This window comes from Marinobacterium nitratireducens, assembly GCF_014645375.1.
Taxonomy (GTDB): Bacteria; Pseudomonadota; Gammaproteobacteria; order Pseudomonadales; family Balneatricaceae; genus Marinobacterium_A; species Marinobacterium_A nitratireducens.
This window is the reverse complement of sequence record NZ_BMLT01000003.1, coordinates 414,983-437,797: the sequence shown is the minus strand read 5'-3', so window position 1 is coordinate 437,797 and position 22,815 is coordinate 414,983. Positions and strand designations below refer to the sequence as shown.

At 55.7% G+C, this 22,815-nt stretch carries 19 protein-coding genes, 2 tRNA genes and 1 pseudogene; 14 read left to right on the top strand and 8 right to left on the bottom strand.

What is annotated here, in order from left to right; all coding sequences use genetic code 11:
- The first annotated feature begins 19 nt into the window (after window positions 1–19).
- The 3 genes and pseudogenes from tnpA (at window position 20) to tnpC (ending at window position 2,345) form a co-directional block, all read left to right on the top strand.
- Window positions 20–385 (top strand): IS66-like element accessory protein TnpA, encoded by a 366-nt coding sequence (gene tnpA, locus IEX85_RS07665; protein WP_188859994.1) that lies wholly within the window; start codon window positions 20–22, stop codon window positions 383–385.
- Window positions 382–717: an IS66 family insertion sequence element accessory protein TnpB gene (tnpB, locus tag IEX85_RS07660; protein ID WP_188859993.1), complete on the top strand. Its 336-nt coding sequence runs from the start codon at window positions 382–384 to the stop codon at window positions 715–717. The genes tnpA and tnpB overlap by 4 nt, the downstream gene beginning before the upstream one ends.
- 82 nt (window positions 718–799) lie before the next feature.
- Window positions 800–2,345, top strand: a pseudogene (tnpC, locus tag IEX85_RS07655) (IS66 family transposase).
- Between the two features lie 151 nt (window positions 2,346–2,496).
- On the opposite strand, the gene IEX85_RS07650 reads toward tnpC, so the two are convergent.
- The 8 genes from IEX85_RS07650 to IEX85_RS07615 form a co-directional block, all read right to left on the bottom strand.
- Window positions 2,497–3,321: a helix-turn-helix domain-containing protein gene (locus tag IEX85_RS07650; RefSeq protein ID WP_188859992.1), complete on the bottom strand. Its 825-nt coding sequence runs from the start codon at window positions 3,319–3,321 to the stop codon at window positions 2,497–2,499.
- A 206-nt stretch (window positions 3,322–3,527) separates the two neighbouring features.
- Window positions 3,528–5,102 (bottom strand): sulfatase-like hydrolase/transferase, encoded by a 1,575-nt coding sequence (locus tag IEX85_RS07645; protein ID WP_188859991.1) that lies wholly within the window; start codon window positions 5,100–5,102, stop codon window positions 3,528–3,530.
- A gap of 21 nt (window positions 5,103–5,123) precedes the next feature.
- Window positions 5,124–6,410 carry a TRAP transporter large permease gene (locus IEX85_RS07640; protein WP_188859990.1) on the bottom strand — a complete coding sequence of 429 codons (1,287 nt, stop codon included), beginning with the start codon at window positions 6,408–6,410 and terminating at the stop codon, window positions 5,124–5,126.
- Complete coding sequence (locus tag IEX85_RS24215) at window positions 6,407–6,877, bottom strand: TRAP transporter small permease (RefSeq protein ID WP_188859989.1); 471 nt, start codon at window positions 6,875–6,877, stop codon at window positions 6,407–6,409. The genes IEX85_RS07640 and IEX85_RS24215 overlap by 4 nt, the downstream gene beginning before the upstream one ends.
- Window positions 6,878–6,910: 33 nt before the next feature.
- Window positions 6,911–7,942, bottom strand: coding sequence for a type 2 periplasmic-binding domain-containing protein (locus IEX85_RS07630; protein ID WP_188859988.1), 1,032 nt, complete (start codon window positions 7,940–7,942; stop codon window positions 6,911–6,913).
- Window positions 7,943–8,436: 494 nt separating this feature from the next.
- Window positions 8,437–9,465 carry a TAXI family TRAP transporter solute-binding subunit gene (locus IEX85_RS07625; protein WP_229721828.1) on the bottom strand — a complete coding sequence of 343 codons (1,029 nt, stop codon included), beginning with the start codon at window positions 9,463–9,465 and terminating at the stop codon, window positions 8,437–8,439.
- An 84-nt stretch (window positions 9,466–9,549) separates the two neighbouring features.
- Window positions 9,550–11,442 (bottom strand): TRAP transporter permease, encoded by a 1,893-nt coding sequence (locus tag IEX85_RS07620; protein WP_188859987.1) that lies wholly within the window; start codon window positions 11,440–11,442, stop codon window positions 9,550–9,552.
- Window positions 11,443–11,735: 293 nt separating this feature from the next.
- Entirely contained in the window at window positions 11,736–12,638 is a 903-nt protein-coding gene (locus tag IEX85_RS07615; RefSeq protein ID WP_188859986.1) for a LysR family transcriptional regulator, read from the bottom strand.
- 106 nt (window positions 12,639–12,744) lie between these two features.
- Between IEX85_RS07615 and IEX85_RS07610 the strand changes: the two genes are divergently transcribed.
- The 11 genes from IEX85_RS07610 to IEX85_RS07560 all read left to right on the top strand — a co-directional run bounded on the left by IEX85_RS07610 (window position 12,745) and on the right by IEX85_RS07560 (window position 22,373).
- Entirely contained in the window at window positions 12,745–13,866 is a 1,122-nt protein-coding gene (locus tag IEX85_RS07610) for a muconate/chloromuconate family cycloisomerase (RefSeq protein ID WP_188859985.1), read from the top strand.
- Window positions 13,867–13,898: 32 nt separating this feature from the next.
- Complete coding sequence (gene catC, locus IEX85_RS07605) at window positions 13,899–14,189, top strand: muconolactone Delta-isomerase (RefSeq protein ID WP_188859984.1); 291 nt, start codon at window positions 13,899–13,901, stop codon at window positions 14,187–14,189.
- Window positions 14,190–14,260: 71 nt separating this feature from the next.
- Window positions 14,261–15,202, top strand: coding sequence for a catechol 1,2-dioxygenase (gene catA, locus IEX85_RS07600; protein WP_188859983.1), 942 nt, complete (start codon window positions 14,261–14,263; stop codon window positions 15,200–15,202).
- A gap of 132 nt (window positions 15,203–15,334) precedes the next feature.
- Complete coding sequence (locus IEX85_RS07595; RefSeq protein ID WP_188859982.1) at window positions 15,335–16,708, top strand: Rieske 2Fe-2S domain-containing protein; 1,374 nt, start codon at window positions 15,335–15,337, stop codon at window positions 16,706–16,708.
- The gene (gene benB, locus IEX85_RS07590; RefSeq protein WP_188859981.1) at window positions 16,705–17,196 is read left to right on the top strand and encodes a benzoate 1,2-dioxygenase small subunit; all 492 of its coding nucleotides are present in this window, start codon (window positions 16,705–16,707) and stop codon (window positions 17,194–17,196) included. Before IEX85_RS07595 ends, benB begins: the two co-directional genes overlap by 4 nt.
- A 20-nt stretch (window positions 17,197–17,216) precedes the next feature.
- Window positions 17,217–18,242 (top strand): benzoate 1,2-dioxygenase electron transfer component BenC, encoded by a 1,026-nt coding sequence (gene benC, locus IEX85_RS07585; RefSeq protein ID WP_188859980.1) that lies wholly within the window; start codon window positions 17,217–17,219, stop codon window positions 18,240–18,242.
- Window positions 18,239–19,018 carry a benzoate diol dehydrogenase BenD gene (gene benD / locus IEX85_RS07580; protein ID WP_188859979.1) on the top strand — a complete coding sequence of 260 codons (780 nt, stop codon included), beginning with the start codon at window positions 18,239–18,241 and terminating at the stop codon, window positions 19,016–19,018. Before benC ends, benD begins: the two co-directional genes overlap by 4 nt.
- A gap of 65 nt (window positions 19,019–19,083) precedes the next feature.
- On the top strand, window positions 19,084–20,433 hold the full coding sequence (locus IEX85_RS07575; RefSeq protein WP_188859978.1) for an MFS transporter: 1,350 nt from the start codon (window positions 19,084–19,086) through the stop codon (window positions 20,431–20,433).
- Between the two features lie 485 nt (window positions 20,434–20,918).
- Complete coding sequence (locus IEX85_RS07570; protein ID WP_188859977.1) at window positions 20,919–22,115, top strand: benzoate/H(+) symporter BenE family transporter; 1,197 nt, start codon at window positions 20,919–20,921, stop codon at window positions 22,113–22,115.
- Window positions 22,116–22,219: 104 nt separating this feature from the next.
- Window positions 22,220–22,295: transfer RNA gene (locus tag IEX85_RS07565), tRNA-Glu, on the top strand.
- Between the two features lie 2 nt (window positions 22,296–22,297).
- A tRNA-Gly gene (locus tag IEX85_RS07560) sits at window positions 22,298–22,373 on the top strand.
- Window positions 22,374–22,815 lie beyond the last annotated feature (442 nt).

Sequence of the window (22,815 nt, the reverse complement as noted above, 5' to 3'; positions counted from 1 at the left end):
TTATAAGTGGACACCTGTTATGACCCTGCTAAGCGTATCGGAAGCCCCCATTAAGCGTCGCCGCTTCACTGCCGAGTTCAAGGTCAGGATCGTGGCCGACTGCCAGCAACCAGGGGCGTCGGTCGCCCGGATTGCCCTGGATCATGGGCTCAACGCCAACCTGGTCCATAAATGGATCCGTGCCGCCCGGCAGCAGGATGTCATGTCGACGTCACCACCTTTTCTGACTATCTCATTGCCAACCCCATCAGCCCAACCGCAGGCGGCGGGTTCTGGCGAGAGTATCCGGATCGAGATCCCACGTGCCGACGGCAGTCTGGTCGTGAACTGGCCCCTGGCTGACGGCGACCGTTGTCTGCGCTGGTTGCAGGATCTGCTGCGATGATCCGCATCGACGAGATCTGGCTGGCGACCGAACCGCTGGATATGCGCGCCGGGCCCGATACGGCGCTGGCGCGGGTGGTGGCGGTGTTCGGTGCGGCGAAGCCGCACTGCGCTTATCTGTTCGCCAACCGCCGCGCCACTCGCATGAAGGTGCTGGTGCATGACGGCCTGGGCGTCTGGCTGGCGGCGCGTCGCCTGCATCAGGGCAAGTTCAAATGGCCCGAGGCTTGGCGTGGTGACCGGGTGGAGCTGCACCCGGAACAGCTCCAGGCCCTGGTACAGGGACTCCCCTGGCAGCGCTTCGGCCCCGCCGGCGTGATCAGCGTGCTTTAGCTCCGCAACACAACCGCCGGCGCAAGACTATAAGCGGTTATGGGCATCGCCAGATCCTGTCGGCTCTGGCACACTGCCGAACATGACCACGTTGCCTGATCTCTCCCAACTCTCACCCGAACAGCTGCGACAGTTGGCGGCCGAGCTGATGACGCGTGTCGAGCAGCAAGATCAGGTGATACAGCAGCGCGATCAGGCCCTCCGGCATAGTGAGCAACGCAACCAACAGCTGACCCATGAGCTGGCGCTGCTCAAGCGCCACAAGTACGGCCAGCGCAGCGAGCAGCTCAACGTGCTTCAGATCAGCTTGCTCGAGGAAGTGATCGATACCGATATCGCCGCCATCGAGGTGGAGCTCGAGCAGCTGAAAACCACACCTGCGGCATCGGATAAGCGCCAGCCCAAGCGCGCACCGCTGCCGCCGCAGCTGCCTCGGACCGAGATCCATCATGAGCCGGCGTCCGAGCACTGTACCTGCGGCTGCCGGTTGAAGCGCATCGGCGAGGACATCAGCGAGAAACTCGACTATACGCCCGGTGTGTTCACCGTCGAGCGACATATCCGTGGCAAGTGGGTCTGCGACACATGCGAGTCGCTGACACAGGCACCGATGCCACCCCATATCCTCGACAAGGGTATCCCGACCACCGGCTTGCTGGCCCATCTGCTGATTACCAAGTACGCCGACCACCTGCCGCTGTACCGGCAGGAACAGATCTTTGCCCGCGCCGGCGCCGCGATCTCGCGTTCGACGCTGGCCGAGTGGATCGGCGTCTGCGGTGTACAGGTGCAGCCCCTAGTCCACGCGCTGCGTGACCGGCTGCTGAGCGAAGCGGTGCTGCACTCGGACGAGACGCCAGTGCCGATGCTGGCGCCAGGCAAGAAGAAAACTCAAAAGGCCTATATCTGGGCCTATGCCAGCACGCCGTTCTCCGGCCTGAAGGCTGTCGTCTATGACTTCACACCCGTCGCGGCGGCCGGCATGACAGCGACTTCCTCGGCGACTGGCAGGGACAACTGGTCTGCGATGATTACGCCGGTTACCGGGCCAGCTTCGCAAACGGGATCACCGAGATCGGTTGCATGGCGCATGCTCGACGGAAGTTCGTCGAACTGCATGTGACGGGCAAGAGCCAGATCGCCGGCCAGGCGGTCGAGTACATCAAACAGCTCTACAAGGTTGAACATGACGCCCGAGACCTAGCACCCGATGAGCGACAACGGCTTCGGCAAGATCACTCTAAGCCGATCACGGAGGCGCTACATGCGTGGATGCAAGCGCAGCGGCTAAAAGTGCCGGACGGCACGGCCATCGCCAACGCCCTGGACTACAGCCTCAAACGCTAGGCGGCGTTAACGCGTTATCTGGATGACGGCGCAACCCCGATCGACAACAACCGGGTGGAGATTGGGCGCTCGGCCGGAAAAACTGGCTGTTCGCCGGCTTCCTGCGCAGTGGCCGGCGTGCCACCGCGATCATGAGCCTGATCCAGTCCGCCAAGTTGAACAAGCATGAGCCCTATGCCTATCTAAAAGATGTGCTGGCACGGCTACCGACGCAAAAGGCCAGCGCCATCGATGAGTTGCTACCGCACAACTGGAAACCGGCGGCCGCCGAAAAGGTGTGATCGCCGGACGCTTACGTTTTAACTCCATAAGACCCAAGTCTTCCTGCTGAAGCTTATTCGCTTATATTGCTAGAAGGCCGTTTTATAAAATGTCGGCGTATGCCAGTATTGCACTTCGAAGTCGAGTTATCAGCCGACTTTTGTTCGCCATTTAGCTTTCGTTATACTGTGGCTCGACAAGAATTTTATCGACTTGCCTCGTGATTTCCATTGAGGCTTGCTTAAGTTGTTGAAGATGGCCTTTTGCAAATTCCTGTGGCGTAAAGAGCCTAGATGGCCAGAGTAAATTAATACAGCCCACGATATCGCCCTTTACGTACACGGGGACAGCAATGGCGGAAAGACCATCATTTTTTGGCTTTTCGCCCTTGTGGGCGCCGTGAAAATCAATATCTCTGCTGCCGTAACCCGCCGCTAGGGTACTTTCGATTATCGATCTCAGCCAGGTATCGCTTTTAGTCCACAAAAGATTGTAGTCACTGGATTTCTTTAAGTCATTGACTAGATCGTTCCGTTCGCTCTCAGAACAGAAGGAGATATAAGCGCTTCCAACAGCGGAAGAAAGCATATCTACCTTGTCACCGATTTTATTTCGGTTGACACTAAGGGGAGTGTGCTTTCGTGTGGTTTCAACAACTTCCATATAAATTCCATTGCGGATAAGCAGGTCGGAGGGCCAAATAATATCGCTACATAGGCGATCTAGCACCTTCCCGGACACTGCTGTAAGAACGCCAATGATGCGCTCTCTAAAGCGGTCTCCACTAAATATAAAGTTTGATCTGTACTGATTATCAATAAGATTTTTTCTAATGACATGACAATACTCAAGGGTGTTGAGAATCCTTATCAGTGTCGGTTTTGGAATAGACGTCAGATTATGAATCTTACTTAATGTACAACCATCGTTACTGTTGATAATTTCAAGAACCCGAATAGACTTCACAAGTGACTTGATAATATCTTTGTTCTGCATGATGCACCTGCGGTAATATTATTATTTAAGGTGGCTGATAATGGTTTTGGTTCTGCTTTGTTTTAAATGTTTGAGCATATAAAAAGGCATCTTGTAGATGCCTTTTGACTTATGCTGGTTTCGTAATTTTAGGATGCCTGGCGGTATCTTAAAATACAAGCATTATGATTACTTTTAACATGCATTTATGCGTTTATCAACATGGGTTACCATACACCTATCATAATACCGGCGCGTTTTTCGAAGTCCCTAGGTAAGGACTTGATTTCTTCTTCGCTTTGGTTGCGTGTTCGCCGCTTTCTAAGCCATTCAAAAATACCTTCACGACACTCCTGCACGATGTCACGATTGTTTGGATCATCGACAACGTTGATGAGTTCATCCGGATCGTCGATCAGGTTGAACAAAACCGCATCATAGCCTTCAAGCATCACGTACTTCCAGCATTTCGTTGTGTACACAAAGCCCCGGCATTGCTCGGGTTCTATCTCCAGGGCTCGACGTGCTTCTTCTCTGCAAGAGTAATCTAACTCGGTTATTGCCCCTTTTCGTGAGAGCTCTTTGCCAGTCCTGAGTGTATCCAGGAGTGAGGTACCTTCCAGCCGATAGGGCATTGACTCCTGTGAATGGAATCTAATGAATGTTGGAAGAAGGTCTATTGACTCCACGAGTGAGGCGTTTCTTGATCCTCTTGTTCCATCTGCTTCTCGGCACGGATCATATATAATCAATGGAATCTTTATACTTGGGTTGTGATAAAGGTCCTTCTCGCCGAGCCAGTGGTCCCCAAGGTAGTCACCATGGTCACTAGTAAATACGATCAGAGTATTTTCCAAATATTCGTTTTCACTCAGAAAGCGCATCAGGCGCCCAAAGTGGTCGTCGACTTGTTTTATGAGGCCCATGTAGGCCGGTATGACCGTATCTCTGACTTTATCATCGGAGAATACCTTGGAATAGGAAACGTCCATGAACCCTTTGTGGACAGGGTGTGCATCCGTCAGCTCAGCGCTTGACCGAACGACTGGCTTGATGTCCTCCTTTGAGTACATATCGTGATAGGGTGAGGATACGATATAAGGCCAGTGCGGTTTTATATAACTTAGATGCAGGCACCAAGAATTTTTACCTGCGTCGTTGATGAATTCTATGGCTTTGTCTGTCATATAGGCTGTTTCAGAGTGCTCATCTGCAACCCGAGCGGGCTTGCTGCAATGACGCATAAGCCAACCGCTACTTATCTTTCCTTCGACTTCTATGGCATTCGCTGCATAATTCCACGGATTATGGCTGTCATTATAACCCTTGGAGCTGAGGTACTTGTTATATTCAAGGTCAGGGTCGACAATCGGGTCTGGATGCAGGCCATCATCCCTGGTATAGGGCTCAAAACCGCATTCTCTTAAATGAATGCCCAATTCAGCATCAGAAAATATTTTAAGCCGTTGGATCTCTTTGGGGTCCACTAGCATATGCGTCTTGCCAACCAATGCCGTGCGTACATTGAAATTAGACAGGTAGTCGCCAATGGTTTTTTCATCGACGCGTAGCGGAAAATTATTCCAGTTTGAGCCGTGGCTGAACATATAGCGTCCGGTATAGAACGATGCTCGGGACGGACCACATAATGGTGACTGGATAAAGGCATTGTCGAAAGTTACGCCCATGTTTGCAAGAGCGTCTATATTCGGTGTTTTCAGAGTTTCATGACCATAGCAGGACAGGTAGTCCTGCCGCAATTGATCGCACATAACGAAAAGTATGTTCTTTTGCTTTTTCATGATAGTACCTTAAGTTATCGATTATGATGTAAATAATGTGGCGATCGATGGAAAATAAAACACCGCCACCAACACCATAAGGTCGGCAATTAGGAAAGGAATAACGCCGGCAAAAATTTTGTTTATATTTATGTCTGGTATGGATGACTTGACAACAAATACATTCATCCCAATAGGTGGGGTTATTAGCCCTAGTTCAATGACGATAATTGTAAGTATTCCAAACCAAATTAGATTTATATCCATGGCGTACAAGGTCGGCAAAAATACAGGAAGTGCTAGTACCAAAATGCCGATAGTTTCAAAAAACATTCCCAGGACCGTAAAGACGAGACAGACAGCAATTACAAAAGCAGTGGGTCCTAGCTCAAGAGACTCTACAAAATCGAGTATATCGTAGGGTAATCCTGTCATATTGATGAAGCTGGCAAAGATCATTGATCCAATTATGATCATAAATATACTGGCGCTTGCGATCGTCGCTTCTGAGAGGCAATCGAAGATCACTCTTTTCGATCTGATCCTTCCGCTAATAACTGAATAGAGTAAGGATAAGATGACGCCTATGGTAGCCGCTTCCGTTGGTGTGAATACTCCTGTATAAATTCCTCCAAGAATGGTGGCGAATATACCAATGATAGGTGAAACTTTGTTTAAGCTTTTGAATTTTTCCACCCAGCCTGTTTTCTCTCCACGTGGAGCGAGGGTCGGATAAACCGTTGCAACGATGTAGATCGCGAGTATAAAGGAGAGAATCAACAATATTCCAGGCACTATGCCCGATATAAAAAGAAGGCCAACATCTTCCTGCGCGACTATGGCATAAATAACCATCGGTACGCTGGGGGGGATCATAATCCCTAACGTTCCACCAGCGGCTATGGTTCCAGAAGAAATGCTATCGCTGTATCGATACTTTCTGAGTGCGGGCATCGCGACCTTGGACATCGTTGCCGCTGTGGCGAGAGAACTTCCGCAGACCGCGGAGAAAAGGCCCGATGCTGCAACGGTGGACATCGCTACACCACCTTTGCGGCGCCCAAACCAGCTGTAGCCTGCTGCATAGATGTCGTCAGATATATTGGCTCGCCAGATAAAAATCCCCATTAAAATAAACAGAGGTATGACAACCAGACTTTGATTACCAGCTGTTTCCAGAAATTGTTGTGACGCCATAGTCATCGCAGCATCCCAACCGCGGTAATAGGCAAAACCCAAAACACCTACGACAATTGAAACGACTCCGAGAGGTATTCCTGTAAACGCTAATAAAAGTAGTAGTGCGAACCCCACAAGTGCAATAGTCATTTTGTTTTACCTGGCTGGACTATTTTGATTATGGTTAGCAGTGTGATGATCAATAAAAATGCCGCAACGACTGCAGAGTAGGCCCAGTAAGGGATATTGACTAGTTCGCTGCTTCGCCCCAGTTTAAATTCACTTGTGAACGTCCTGATTACGGCGAAAGTCATAAACGTGAAAACCACTCCGCATGTTATTTTCGAAAAAGTATTGAACAGAGTCTTGATGCTTTTACTGAATGCGTCTTCAAAGATGGACACGCAGATATGTTTGTTGCTGTTTGTTGTAATGACAATTCCAGACGCTATGAAGCCCGTCATTAATAATTGAACGATTTCATTCGAGCCAATAATCGATGATGAAAATAAATATCTAAGCAATACGTCTGAAAATGTAAATATAGAAATTGTCGCTAGTAATAATGCGGCACTATACTCACTGAACGTACATGCTGCTCTTTCTGCCCTGTTCATAAAAAGACCTATTGTTATGTGTAAGTTGTGATCCTAATTACTAAAGTTTGAGTTGTAGTAATTAATTGCAGCTTCTCCATCTACACCTTTTGCTTTGGCGGTTTCTTTCCACTGAAAATACAAAGGATCAGATGCGGCTTTTATAACGGCTTCAAGATCATCGCCGGCATCGACATAGGATATGCCTTTCTTTTCGATCTTTTTCTTGGCTTTTATATTGTTCTTGTCAAATTCTTTTCCGATAAGATGAGAAAAGTATTCACCGGAAATGTTTTTGATTGCTTCTCTGTCTGTTTCTGAAATTTCCAGCCATTTTTTATTGGAAATTAAGACAGAAAAGCTTGGTGCAAATATATTTCGCTTAAAGTTTGTGACTGACTTGATGTAGTTTGAGGCTTTAAATGCCTCTGCATCAATGTATGGAATCCCGACAAAAGCATCCACGACGCCATGGGATACGAACTCATGGATTTGTGCGGCGGGTCCGCTTACTACCGAAATATCGGTATTTTTCATGATGCTTGCAGTTGTGCCTGGTAATGCCCAAATTTTTGCCTTCTTCAACTGCTCTGAACTAGAGAAATTAGTATCCGATATCGAGTAAAATTCAGCAGGCGAAGCGACGAATAGAGAAAGTAGTTCGAAATCGCTGCTGAATTCGTTCGCATCCTTAAAATACTGCTGATACGTTTTCCATAAGGATACGGACATGGCTTCTGACGATTCAGAAGTCAGGCCCGGTAGATGAGCGATTAGTGGTAGGCTGACGTTGGACGGTAGAAAACCATTATAGAGATAGCCGGCGTCGGCAAGGCCTGTTGAAATGGCTTCCCACAGTTGTTGCGGCGGTGAAACCGTTTTTGGCGGTACGATAATTTTCACACGTCCGTCGGTGGCTTTATCTATTTCACGAATCCACTTGGGGAGAACTTTAGTATTGATAAAGTTCTGCGGTGGGAAAAAGGAGTTGAAAATGATGGTCGTGCTTTCATCTGCTGAGGCCGCTGCGGAGAAACAAAGGCTAAGAGCGGTTGCAGAAAGCAGTTTTTTTATCGTAATGCGCATAATGGGCTCCGGTTATATTTATTGATATGTGCCCATTTTTTACGGAGGCAGTGGAAGTGTCAAAAGCGTCATCATGGCGTTCCGCGATGCGAAACGGTCTTGGTCGTCGTGTATTGATGTCTGGTCAGGCTATTTATTTATCTATAGCTGTTTAAATAAAAAATACAATAAAAACAATAAGTTAACATCTGCTTTTTAGGATCATAGATACGCCGTTTCGCAACACGGACTGGAATGGCTGTCGTGAAGGCTAGTCACGTTTGAAGTTTCATTACGGCTGATTGGCCCGGGTCATAGCCGAGCCTGGGATGGAGGCGGAGTAACAGGGAGGCGAGAGTCTGAAGTCGATATTTTTATATGATCTGAAGCCCGTTTTTCTAAACAGATTTTAATCCTAATCACAAGTGGGGTTAAAGATGGAAGATGCAGAAAGGTATTCCACTATTAGAGGCTTATTCAAACCGCATTCTCCCAATCTCTACTGCTGCTTAGCGTTACAGTCCGGTTAGATTTTCTGGAATCTCAAGGCCCTTCTCTCGATAATATCTAGCGGCGCCAGGGTGAAGTACAATGTTGAGTTGATCAAATGCTCTTTGAAACTGAACATTCTTAAGAAGTTCTGTTTGCCTCGCGCGGCCGTCGATGTTTTCCCAGAATATTTTGGTTATTTTGTAAATAGTTTCTTCAGGCACTGACTGGTTGGTAATGATTCCAACGGTAGCACCGATTGTCAGAACGTCACCTTTAGTGACTTGATTGTCACCATATATTCCGGCCGGAATAGAACCCAGGAAGAAACCCGGTCGCTCCAGTAGTTTTTGAACTTCCGGGCGTTGCAGCTTCTCATTTGGTATGCCAAGCAATCTGATTTTGTTGGTCATAGCAACCTGGGTCATGATAGGGCTTGGCGGTAAGGTCGGGTTAAAGTACACATCGATATGGCCGTCCTGAAAGCCCTGCGCAGCGGCATCCCAGCCCAGGCTGACAACATCGTAGTCTTCTTTCGCCTTATAGCCGGTAACTGCCTCAATCAGTATTCGCATCGCTTCATTGGCCGCTCCCCCCGGAGGGCCCAGAAACAGCCGTTTGCCCCTGAAGTCTTCGAAAGTCTCAATGCCAGAGTCGGCGAAGGTGGCAATGTGATAGTACCCCAATGGAAAATTGAACAGTGCTCTTAACTTTTCTGCCTGTTTTGCAGCCCCTTTTGACTTGGCGAAAGGACCGGACTCTGTCTCCATCAAGTGATACAGGTTCGGTGAGGACATAAAAAACTGTGAACGCCCCATGGCTGTTTCGATTGCGTGCCGGGTCGCCGCTCCCGTTGCATTCACCTCGATGCTGTATTCGGGAAGCTTTTCGTTGACGATATTGGCGAAAGTGTTCATTACGACATAAGGAGAAGTACCGGGCCCCAATGTAGACAGGCGAAAGTTTTCTGTCGCGGAAGCCGGTACCACTGTCATTGCCGATAGAGCGGCTGCCGCTATCAGGCCGAGGGCTTTCCTATGAAGTTGGCGGATCATGATACTCTCCATTTTTTGTTTTAGGACGATATTTGGCAACGTTAGAGCAGTACTTGGGCCTGGCTCTGTTCAATGAATTTTTAGTCAGCAACTGCTTTTCGGTGAGTCGCTTCGGTAGGTGACAGTGCCGAATCTTCGGGAGGTCAGCTCGGCAGCAGATGTCAGCACCATCGCTGCCAATTGCAGGGGGATTGATGGTAGAACCAGACAGACGGCCGCGGCGACGGATGCCAGTGTCCAGACCATTCCGCGCGCGGGGAATACCGCGAGACACCAGATAGCCACTGCTAGCCGCAACAAAACCCAGCAGAATTCGGTGATTGAGAAGTCGGTGATCAGCAACAAGGATGGGTTAAAGGCGAAAGCGAAAGGTACCAGGAAGCCTATCAGGGCGAGGCGTACCGCCGTCACACTTATGCCAATGGGGTTGGCCTGGGCGATGGATGCCGCCGCGAACGCCGCAAGTGCGACTGGGGGCGTAACTGCCGACATCACTGCAAAATAGACCACGAACAGATGTGCGGCGACGGTGGGTAGGCCGAGCGCTTCCACTGCAGGGCCCATTATCAGGATGATGATCAGGTAGGCGGGTACCGTCGGCATCCCCATGCCGAGCACCAGGCAAGCAAGCGCCATCAATACCAGTGACATCAGAAGTGAGCCGTCGGAGAGCATCTGAGCCGCTGTAGCGAAGCGCAATCCAAGGCCGGTAAGGTTCATGATGCCAACGATAATGCCGACGGCGCCGACGGCTACCAGTATTGTCGCGCTGGCGGAAGCGGCGGTTGTTACCAGCTCTTTCAGTTTGGTAAGTGAGCGGGTCTCGGGGTTGAACAACAGGCCCAGTATCAAAGCGGTAACTGTGGCCCAGAAACCGGCCAGTGCGGGCGACTTGCCTCCTACCAATAGCAGTATGATTAGTCCCAGCGGAACGGCAAATACCGACAGCATCAGCCAGTCACGGCCATTGAGGCGGGGAAGGGTGGCCGGATCTGGGCGTTCTATGCCGATACGGCGTGCCTCGGCGGAAATGCAGGCAAGCAGGCTGCCATAGTAAAGCAGAGCCGGAACGAGCGCTGCGAGACAGATGTAGAGGTAGGGAATGCCCGTTAGGTCTGCCATGATGAAGGCTACGGCACCCATGATCGGCGGCATGATCTGACCACCGCTTGAGGCTGCGGTTTCGACGGCGCCGGCGAAGCGTGCAGAGAAGCCGCTTCGCTTTATCATGGGAATGGTGACGACTCCGGTTCCGACGACGTTTGCGACGGCGCTGCCCGACACTGAACCGAAGAGAGCGCTTGCCAGTACCGCGGCATGGGCCGCGCCGCCACGCAGCCAGCCAAGGCTGCGCATTGCCAGTTTTAACAATACTTCGCCGGCTCCCAGTACCTCCAACAGGGCGCCGAAGATGATGAAAATGACGATGGTGCTCACCACGACGGCGAGCGGGCGGCCAAACACACCATCGAAGCTGTACCACAGGGTAAAAATCATATCGGGAAGGGTCATTCCGGCATGGCTTAGCATGCCGCCGAGCCGGTCGCCGAGAAGTCCGTAGATTATGCCGGCGAGGCATACCAGCACCAAGGGCAGTCCGACCATGCGCCGTGCCATTTCCAGCAGTACGATCAGAGCCCCTACACCAAGGACGACGTCGATGGGTTCAAGAAAGTACAAACCGGTTTCCAGTTGGTCGGCGATTATGGCGTAACGCACCAGGGCGGCGATTAACAGGCCACAGAGTCCGAGGTCCAGGAGCAGTCGCGACGAGCTGGCGGTGGAGGAGGGGCGAATCAGCAGGAGCAGGACGCCCAGCGCAAGTCCACCGACACGTACCAAGGTGTCGTCATATATACCGAAGCGGGCAGTATAGAGGGTTCCCGCGACCAGCAGTGAGGCGACAAATATAAAAAGTCCTTGGCGTAGAAATAAGGTCGTCTTTCCATACTGCAAAATATGTTTTTTTATTATCATGCTAGATTCCAGCCTCTTTCAGGGAGAATAGGACGTATTCTTACTGATGTGCTTTTTGCATTAGTTTGTACGGATACATTTGAATTTATTCTGCTTGTCAGTCAATTTTTGCTCTGGGCTGTTCCGCATGTTGGAATTTCAATGAAGCGCGGCGAGGAGATGGAAGGAGAGGAGTTTCGAACTCATACCGCGAGCGCTTCAATTGGCGGATGCTCACTAGTCGGAACAGTACCGGGCCGTGATTCACAGTACCTCGAATACATCACGTCGAAGCTGGTGAGGCGGAGCGCGTGTTAGGGGTATCGTCCGCTTAGCCGGTTTTCGACCAGCTCGTGGAGAATGCTGTTGACCAGTCGCATCACGGCGTTCGGATTCTCGCCCCGTCTGCGCGAGGCGATCACCGGGATGGTGATACCGGGCTCGCCCAGGGAGACGAACTCGACGCCTTCGCGATTGAGCTTGCAGACCTGCTCCGGCACCAGGGTGAAACCCATATCGGACGCCACCAGAGACAGCGCGGTCTGAAGGTCGTTGACCTGCTGGCTGACACGTATCTTCAGACCCCGGCTGTGAAACAGCGCCTGGGTGATATCGGCAAAGTTCGGCCCCGGGCCCGACGGGAAGGCCACCAGTGGCCATTCCGACAATTCCTGCATCGTCGGAGGGTGCCGGCCGAGCTCATGACCGGCCGGCACCGCGGCAATGATGGGCTCGGCGAACAGTAGCTCCTGTTCCACGTCCGGATCCTCGATGTTGACCCGTCCAAAGCCGATATCGATCTTGCCGGTTTTCAGCGCTTCCACCTGTTCCTGTGTTTTCAGCTCGTACAGCAGGATCTCCAGGTTCTTGTTCTGGCGCAGGCGTCGAATCATTTTCGGTAGCTGGCCGTAGAAGACCGACGGCACGAAGCCGATGGAAAAAACCGTTTTGCGGTGCTGGGCAATGCGCCGGGTTTCATCGATCGTTGCCGAAAGCTTGTCCAGAAGCTGGCGGGCCTGACCGAGGAAATACTCTCCGCCGGGCGTGAGCTCGAGTCCCCGCGGCTTGCGCACAAACAGCTCCACGCCCAGTTCCTCCTCCAGCTGCTTGATCTGCCTTGTCAGAGGCGGCTGGGCGATGAACAGCTTTTCCGCGGCCCGGGTCAGGTTGCGCTCTTCCGCCGCCGCGATGAAGTATCGCAGGTGCCTCAGCTCCATCCATACCTCCTGGGTATTGGTTGCTACTTAATCAATATTGGTTCCGGCCAGCGAAACCCCGTACTTTTCGAATCACAGGTTTTACACATTGCGATTCGGAGAGCCCATGTCCGCAACCATTCACTCCATCGAAGCGATTCTGGTCGACATCCCGACCATTCGCCCTCACAAGCTTTCCATGACAACCATGGGCGTCCAGAGCATGGTGATCGTGCGGATCAAGGACTCTGACGGGCTCGAAGGGCTGGGCGAGGCCACCACCATCGGCGGTCTGTCTTACGGTCCGGAAAGCCCGGAAAGCATCAAGCTTACCGTCGATACCTACTTCAGCCCGCAGCTGATCGGCCAGGCAGCGGACAATATCAATACCCTTAAGGTAATGCTAGGCCGCTCGACCCGCGGCAACAACCTGGCCAAGTCCGCCATCGAAACCGCACTGCTGGACCTGCAGGGCAAGCGCCTGGGCCGTCCGGTCAGCGAGCTGCTCGGCGGCGCCGTCCATCGGCACCTGCCGGTGCTCTGGACCCTGGCCAGCGGCGATACCGAAAAGGATATTCACGAGGCGCTGGGGCTGATCGAAACCCGCCGCCACTGCGACTTCAAGCTCAAGATCGGCTCCCGCGCCCTGATGGACGACGTGCGCCACGTGGCGGCGATCAAGGAAGCGGTGGGTGAAAGCGCCAGTGTTCGCGTCGACGTGAACCAGGCCTGGGATGAGTCCACCGCCGCCAAAGGTATGGCCGAGCTGCAGGCCGCCGGTATCGACCTGGTCGAGCAGCCCACGCCGATGAAGGACTTCGCCAGCCTGGTGCGACTGTCCGAGAAATTTCACCTGCCGATTCTCGCCGACGAAGCCGTGGCCGATGCCAAGGATCTGTACAACCTCGCGGCCGCGGGCTTCTCCGGCGCCGTCGCCATGAAGATCGCCAAGGCGGGCGGCCCGGCGCAGGTGCTGGAACAGGCGGCGGTGGCCTCCGCCGCCGGTATCGGCCTGTATGGCGGCACCATGCTGGAAGGCACCATCGGCACCGCAGCCTCCCTGCACGCCTGGTCAACCCGGGAAACGCTGCACTGGGGAACGGAGATGTTCGGCCCGCTGCTGATGAAGGACGACATCGTCGTCAAACCGCTCAACTTCCATGACAACGGCGTGGACCTGCCGCAGGGCCCGGGTCTGGGTATCGAGATCGACGAAGACAAGCTTGCCGTTTACCGCCGCAAAGGCTGAGGCACCCAACCATTTCAAACGGAGGAAAGCAGATGCTGTTCAAGGTCGAGATGAAGGTCAATATTCCGCACGACATGCCGGCAGAGGTTGCCGCGGACATCAAGGCGCGGGAGAAAGCCTACGCCCAGGCACTGCAGGAGCAGGGCAAGTGGCGCCATCTTTGGCGGGTGGCCGGCAGCTACGCAAACGTCAGCATCTTCGACGTGGAAGACAACGCCGAACTGCAGGAGCTGATCAGCAACCTGCCGCTGTTCCCCTACATGGATATCAGTGTCGCGCCGCTGTGCCGGCACCCGTCCTCGATTCACGAGGACGACCGTTAGTCGATAACAACACCATTGCCAACTGACAACTGGTTCAGGGCGATAACAACAAGAGCACCAAGGAGACCGACATGACAGTCAAGACGATGCAAACCGCGGAAGTACAGGATCTGCTGGAGAAAGTGGCCGGCTTCAACAAGGAAGGCGGCAACGAGCGTGTGAAGACCATCGTTCACCGCCTGATGCACGATGTTTTCCAGATCATCGAAGACCTCGACGTCACGCCCGACGAGTTCTGGCAGGCCGTCTACTACGTCAACGAGCTGGGTCAGAACGGTGAAGCCGCGCTGCTGGCACCGGGGCTGGGAATGGACAAGTACCTGGACATCCGTCTCGACGCGGAAGACGAGCAGGCCGGCCTTAGTGGCGGTACGCCGCGTACCATCGAAGGCCCGCTGTATGTAGCCGGCGCGCCGCAGAGCGAAGCCTTTGCCCGCATGGACGACGGCAGCGATGAAACCGCCGAGATCATGATTCTCACCGGTCAGGTCACCGACGAAAACGGTCAGCCGCTGGCCAATGCCGTGGTGGATGTGTGGCACGCCGACCGCAAGGGCGCCTACTCCTACTTCGATCAGTCCCAGAGCGAGTACAACCTGCGCCGCCGCATCGTCACCGACGAAAACGGTCGCTACACCGCCCGTTCGATCATCCCGTCCGGCTACGGCTGTCCGCCGGAAGGCTCCACCCAGCAGCTGCTGAACCTGCTCGGACGTCACGGCAATCGTCCTGCGCATATCCACTTCTTCATTTCCAAGCCGGGCTTCAAGCACCTGACCACCCAGATCAACCTGGCGGGTGATGCCTACACCTACGACGACTTCGCCTTCGCCACCCGCGATGAGCTGGTGGTCGACGCCAACCGCATCGAGGATCACGCCGAGGCCGAAGCCTACGGTCTGAACAAGCCGTTCACCAAGGTCGAGTTCAACATCCAGCTGGTGCGTACCGACAAGTCCGAGCTGCAGTCCCGCCACGAGCGCAAGCGGGCGCTGGAAGGCGAACCGGCCTAGAACCCGCCCGGGCCAAACGCTTAATCCCGTCATTCGTGTGATCCAACCGGCCTGGAAGGGCAGGCCGGTCGGGCGCCTCTGCGCCCGGTTTTCGATCGCGACGACGCACAACAACAAACTGGAGTGACGATCATGAGTCGCCAACTCGACCAACTTGAAAAGAAAATCCGCAACGCCGTCGAAGCCGACGAGCAGAGCGGCCACTACCGCTGTGACCGCGGCATCTTCACCGACAGGGAACTGTTCGAGCTGGAGATGAAGCATATCTTCGAAGGCAACTGGGTGTTCCTGGCGCACGAGAGCCAGGTCGAAAACCCGGGCGACTACTACACCACCTATGCCGGTCGCCAGCCGGTGATGATCACCCGTACCCAAGAGGGTGAACTCAAGGCGGTGCTGAACACCTGCTCGCACCGTGGCGCGACCCTGTGCCGCAAGAAGCGCGGCAACAAAAGCTCCTTCACCTGCCCGTTCCACGGCTGGACCTTCAAGAACGATGGCCGGCTGCTGAAGGCCAAGGACCAGAAGAAGGGGGCCTACCCGGACAGCTTCAATACCGACGGCTCCCACGATCTCAAGCAGCTGCCGCGCTTCGGCAACTACCGCGGTTTCCTGTTCGGCAGCCTGAACAGCGATGTGCTGCCGCTGGAGGAGTACCTGGGCGAGACCACCAAGGTGATCGACGCCATCGTCGACCAGGCCGAGGACGGGATCGAGATCCTGCGTGGCGCTTCCACTTACACCTACGAGGGCAACTGGAAGCTGACCGCCGAGAACGGCGCCGACGGTTACCACGTCAGCACCGTGCACTGGAACTACCTGTCCACCATGGGACAGCGCAACTACGAGAAGGGCGGCACCGAGGCGGTCGACGCCAAGAGCTGGTCCAACGAAGGCGGTTTCTACTCCTTCGAAAACGGCCACATGATGCTCTGGACCCGCCTGACCAACCCGGAAGTGCGTCCGGTATACAGCCACCTCGAGCGTCTGGAAAAGGAACTCGGGGAGCCCCGTGCCGACTTCATCGTGCGCACCACCAAAAATCTGTGCCTGTACCCGAACGTCTATCTGATGGACCAGTTCTCCACCCAGATCCGCGTGTTGCGCCCGATCGACGTCGACAAGACCGAAATCACCATCTACTGCTGGGCGCCCAAGGGCGAATCGGCCGAAAACCGGGCCAAACGCCTGCGTCAGTACGAGGATTTCTTCAATGTCTCGGGCATGGGTACACCGGACGACCTCGAGGAGTTCCGCAGCTGTCAGGAGGGTTACCTCGCCAGCGGCCTGAAGTGGAACGACATGAGCCGGGGCGCCCAGCACTGGATCGAAGGCGCCGACGACTGGGCCAAACGCATCGACATGAAGCCGATCCTCAGCGGCGCCCGCCCGGAGGATGAGGGGCTTTACGTGACGCACCACCAGCACTGGGTATCCGAAATGACCAAAGCGGTCGAGACCGAGCGCGCACGCCTGATTTCCCTGTCAGAGGAGACGTCCAAATGAGCATCAGCTTCGAACAGGTTCAGGCCTTCGTTTTCCGTGAGGCAAGGCTTTTGGACGACCGCGAATGGGACGAGTGGCTCAAGTGCTACCACCCGGAGGTCACCTACTGGATGCCGGCCTGGGCCGACGACGATGAGCTGACCGAGGATCCGCAGACCGAGATCTCGCTGATCTACTACCCGAACCGGGACGGTCTCGAGGACCGCGTCCACCGGCTCAAGACGGAGCGCTCCGGTGCCAGCTCCCTGCCGGAGCCGCGTACCGTGCACCTGACCAGCAACGTGGAAATCCTGGAGCGGGACGGTGACAGCCTGAAACTGCGCTTCAACTGGCAGACCAACAGCTACCGCTATCACAAGACGCAGAGCTTCTTCGGTACGTCGTTCTACACCCTGGATTGCAGTGGCGAGCAGCCGCTGATCACCAACAAGAAAGTGATTCTGAAAAACGATTACATCAACCAGGTGATCGACATCTATCACCTGTAATTGATGGGGAGAGCAGCATCATGACTTATAACATCGCGCTGAATTTTGAAGATGGCGTCACCCGGATGATCACCTGCAACGAGGGTGAAACCGTACTCGACGCCGCCTACCGCTCGCAGCTCAACCTGCCGATGGACTGTTCCGACGGTGTCTGCGGCACCTGCAAGGGAACCTGCAGCCAGGGCCGGTTCGACCTCGGAGAGGAATACATCGATGAGGCGCTGTCCGACGAGGAAGCCGAGCAGGGCATGGTCCTGACCTGTCAGATGGTGCCCTCCAGCGACTGTGTGGTAGAGATTCCGGCGGCATTTTCGGTCTGCAGCAAGGCCGGGAACGCGGCCGTGGACGGCACCGTGGACGAGGTCAACCTGGTGTCGCCGACCGCCATCGAGCTGAAGATCATCGCGGATGCCGACATCGGCTTTCTGCCCGGTCAGTACGTCAACATCCAGGTGCCGGGCACCGACGAAACCCGCGCCTACTCGTTCAGCTCCCGCCCCGGCAGCCGCCAGCTGAGCTTCCTGATCCGCAACGTGCCGGGTGGCCTGATGAGCTCCTGGCTGGTGGGCAAGGCCCGCAGCGGCGACAAGGTCTCGATGACCGGTCCCATGGGGGTGTTTTATCAGCGTGCAGTCGAGCGTCCGGTTCTGATGCTGGCCGGCGGCACCGGGCTGGCGCCGTTCCTGGCCATGCTGGAAGCCCTGAAAGAGAAGGGCTGCGATCAGCCGACGCACCTGATCTACGGCGTCACCAACGACGATGACCTGGTGTGCGTGGCGGCGCTGGAGGCTTTCGCGCAGCAGATCGAGAACTTCAGCTTCAAGACCGTCGTCGCCAGCGACGCCAGCCAGCATCCGCACAAGGGCTACGTGACCAACCACATGGAAGACGCGCCGATCAACGATGGCGACGTCGACGTCTACCTGTGCGGGCCGCCGCCGATGGTGGACGCGGTGCTGGGTTACTTCCGCGAGCAGGGCATCGAACCGAAGTCCTTCCACTACGAGAAGTTCACGCCCAGCGTCAAAGTGGAGAAGGTGGCATGAAGGCCCGCTTCACCGACAGGGTGATGGTCGTGACCGGAGCCGCCCAGGGCATCGGCAAGCGGGTCGCCGAACTCGCCGCTGGCGAAGGCGCCCGCCTGGTGCTGGTGGATATCGCCGACTACGTGCTGGGGCTGGCGGCCGAGCTGCGCGACCGGGGCGTGGAAGCCCTGGCGGTGCAGGCGGACCTGGAGACCTGGGAAGGCGCGGAAACGGTGATGGCCAGGGCGCAGGAGCGGTACGGTCGCATCGATATCCTGATCAACAACGTCGGCGGCACCATCTGGGCGCAGCCCTTCGAGCACTACGGACCTGAGCAGATCCAGAAGGAAATCCAGCGTTCGCTGTTCCCGACGCTCTGGTGTTGCCGTGCGGTGCTGCCTTACATGATCGAGCAGAAGGGCGGGGTTATCGTCAACGTTTCCTCCGTCGCGACCCGGGGGCTGATGCGGGTGCCCTACGGCGCGGCCAAAGGCGGGGTCAACGCCCTGACCGTGAATCTGGCGTTCGAGTACGCCGAGCACGGCATCCGCGTCAATGCCACCGCACCGGGTGGCACCGAAGCGCCCGCGCGGCTGACCCCGCGCAACACCGAAGAACAGGGCGAACGCGAGAAGGCCTGGTACCAGTCCCTGATCGACCAGACCCGCGCCACCTCCTTCATGCATCGCTACGGCACGCTGGACGAGCAGGCCGAACCGATTCTGTTCCTGGCCTCGGATGCCGCCAGCTACCTGACCGGAACCGTTCTGCCCGTCGCCGGCGGCGATACGGGGTAAACAGAGGCCGAAAACCTCTCTGCCAGCGAAACCTCCGAGAAATACAACAACAGGGGTAACACAACATGCGTAACATTGACGTTAACGACGTAATCGATAATTCGAGGTTCACTGCCTTCCACTGGAAGGTGCTCTTCTGGTGCACCCTGATCATTGTCTTCGATGGCTATGACCTGGTGATTTACGGCGTGGTGCTGCCGCTGCTGATGGATCAGTGGGAGCTGAATCCCTATGTGGCCGGCTTGCTGGGCAGCAGCGCCCTCTTTGGCATGATGTTCGGCGCCATGGGGTTTGGCATGCTCTCCGACAAGCTCGGGCGCAAGAAAACCATTCTGATGTGCGTGGTGCTGTTCAGCGTCACCACCGTGATCAATGGCTTCGCCACCACGCCCTGGCAGTTCGGAATACTGCGCTTTATCGCCGGGCTCGGGATCGGCGGGGTCATGCCCAACGTCGTCTCGCTGATGAGCGAGTACTCGCCGAAGAGAAGCCGCAGCACCCTGGTCGCGCTGATGTTTTCCGGTTATGCGGTGGGCGGCATGATGTCCGCGGGTCTTGGTATCTGGATCGTGCCGAACTACGGCTGGGAGATCATGTTCTATCTGGCGATCGTGCCGATGCTGCTGCTGCCGCTGATGCTGAAGTTCCTGCCCGAGTCCGTAGCCTTCCTGATGGCCCAGAAGCGCGAACAGGAAGCCCGTAGCATCCTGCAGAAGGTTGCCCCGGATCGCGGAATCGATGCGCAGGATCGCCTGGTGGTGCCGGTAACGACCGAGAGCAAGGCTTCGGTACTGGAGCTTTTCCGTGGCGGGCGCGCCTTCAGCACCGCGATGTTCTGGGTCGCCTTCTTCTGCTGCCTGCTGATGGTATACGCGCTGGGCTCCTGGCTGCCGAAGCTGATGTCGATGGCCGGATACGCCCTGAGCTCCAGCCTGATGTTCCTGATGGTGCTGAATATCGGCGCGATCATCGGCGCGGTCGGCGGCGGCTGGCTGGCCGACCGGTTCTCTCTGCGCTCGGTATTGGTGGTCTTCTTTATCCTGGGATCGGCATCGCTGACCATGCTGGGTTACGAGAATCCGATGTGGCTGCTGTACACCCTGATGGGCATCGCCGGCGCCACGACTATTGGCTCCCAGATCCTGCTATATGCCTACGTGGCGCAGTATTACCCCACCAACATCCGCTCGACGGGGCTGGGCTGGGCCTCCGGAATCGGCCGTAACGGCGCTATCGTCGGCCCCATGCTCGGCGGTACTCTGCTGGCGCTGGCACTGCCTCATCATCTGAACTTCCTGGCACTGGCCATTCCCGGCGCCATCGCAACCGTCGCGGTCGCGCTGGTGGGGCGCCGCCTCGGCATGAAAGCGGTGCCGGTGGAAAGCGCTGTCGGGCTGGAAGCGAACAACGGATAGGCTGCGGCGCGTCGAAACCGTTTCGAGGGACCGTCCTTCGGTCCCTCTGCCCGCCCCGCACTTCATTGTGCGGGGCTTAGTTATGGTTGATTAGCGTGAAACCAGGGGCCAAAAGTAGGATGGATGGAGCCGCAATGGCTCCCTGCTTGACGCTTAAAGCGAGGTTGACGCGGCGCAACTACTAGGGACTGTGGGAATCCTGATATTGCAGGAGCAAATATCAGGGAACCCATCAAGTAGTCGGCTACATGCATGGTGCCGAACCGACGCCCAAGATGGGTTGCACGACGCCCGGGCCGCATCAGTGACGGAAACGCCGTACCGATGCGTCGCTCCACCCATCCTACGATTTACGTTTTTCCAGCTTAGGCGCGATGAACCTTTCTTATGCTTGACCGCGCTTTGGTGGGAAGATCATGTAGGGTGCCGCTGAGTGAAACGAAGCGCCCCGGCGCTCGATAACCGAAAACGACAAGGAACAACCCATGAGGCGATTGCTGCAAGATCTGTCCGTCCCTGCCATGGTGGCGGGCTTCCTCGCGGTGCTGATTTCCTACTCGGGTCCTCTGGCCATTTTCTTTCAGGCCGGTGCCAAAGCCGGTATCTCCGAAGAGATGATGACCTCCTGGGTCTGGGCCATCTCCATCGGCGCCGCGGTATCCGGCATCCTGCTGTCGCTCTGGCTCAGGGCGCCGATTGTCACGGCCTGGTCGGCGCCGGGTACCGCCCTGCTGGTATCGCTGTTTCCACAGCTTTCGCTGCACGAGGCGGTGGGGGCCTATATCACCGCGGCCCTGATCATCTTCGTTATCGGTGTCACCGGCACTTTCGATGCCATTGTCAGGCTGATTCCGAAGGGCATTGCTGCCGGCATGATGGCCGGCATACTGTTCCAGTTCGGTGTTGGCGCCTTCGGCGCGATAGAAGATACACCTGCGCTGGCGATCGGAATGCTGGTCTCCTACCTGATCTTCAGACGCTTCGTTCCCAAATACACGCTGGTGCTGCTGCTGGTTGCGGGTGTCGCACTTGCCGTGTTGCTGGAGGGCGCCTCCCTCTCGGGCGTGACCTGGGAGGTCGCAATCCCTGACTTTATCGCGCCGCAGTGGACGTTCGGCTCCACCCTCAGCCTTGCCATACCGCTGGTGCTCGTCAGTCTGACCGGACAGTTCCTGCCAGGCATGGCGATACTGCACAGTGCGGGCTACAGGGTGAAAGCGAAACCGATCATAGCCGTGACCAGCCTGGTGTCGCTGCCCATGGCGTTCTGTGGCGGCATCACCACGGTCGTGGCCGCGATCACCGCCGCCATCTGTACCGGCAGGGATGCCCATGAAGATCCGTCCCGCCGTTACGTGGCCGGTGTCTTCAACGGTGTTTTCTATCTGGTTGGCGGGCTCTTTGCCGGTACGATCGTCGGTCTTTTCACATCGCTTCCGGCGGCTTTCGTCGCAGTACTGGCGGGCCTTGCCCTGCTCGGTGCCATCGCCGGCAACCTGTCCGCGGCGCTGGAGGATGCCAGCCATCGCGAAGCCTCGCTGATCACCTTTATCGCAACGGCATCCGGGCTCTCGCTGTTCGGGCTGTCATCCGCATTCTGGGGTGTTGTGATCGGGTTTGGTTGCTATCGGGTGCTGAATGGCGGGGGTAGGGTGGCAAAACCGGCGGTCAGGCAACCCTGACGGAACCGGCCCGCAATCGATCACTGAAAAAGTGGGTCCGGGCTCTTTACAGCGTTCGGAAAGGTACATAAAATACGCGCCTCCTCTGATGAGGAGGTCACAGTGTCCCGTTCGTCTAGTGGTCTAGGACACCGCCCTTTCACGGCGGTAACAGGGGTTCGAACCCCCTACGGGATGCCATTGCGGGAATAGCTCAGTTGGTAGAGCACGACCTTGCCAAGGTCGGGGTCGCGAGTTCGAGTCTCGTTTCCCGCTCCAATCATTCTTGGTTCCAAGTAATAACGTCCGCGCCAATCTCTAGGGCGACCCCGCTTTTTACATGTCGGTGTCACGACCGGGACGCCGGCCGGTTGCGTCTCGTTTCCCGCTCCAAATTTTCCTTATTTTGTTACTTAAAATCCCTGCCCGTCTGAAAGGCGACCCCGCTATTTATACGTCGGGGCCACGACCGGGACGCCGGCCGGTTGCGTCTCGTTTCCCGCTCCAATACATCCCCTCAAGATACCTCCACTCAGTACCTATCTTCAGGGCGACCCCTCTTTTTACATGTCGGTGTCACGACCGGAGCGCCGGCCGGGTAGGACGGCTTGAGTGATGCATCCTTTGAGCCTGCAGGTTTTCCACGCCATTCGGGCATCACGAAACCCGTCGAATCGATCGTATTGCAGATCGATTGGTGTCGGTTGGCACAGTGATGGTG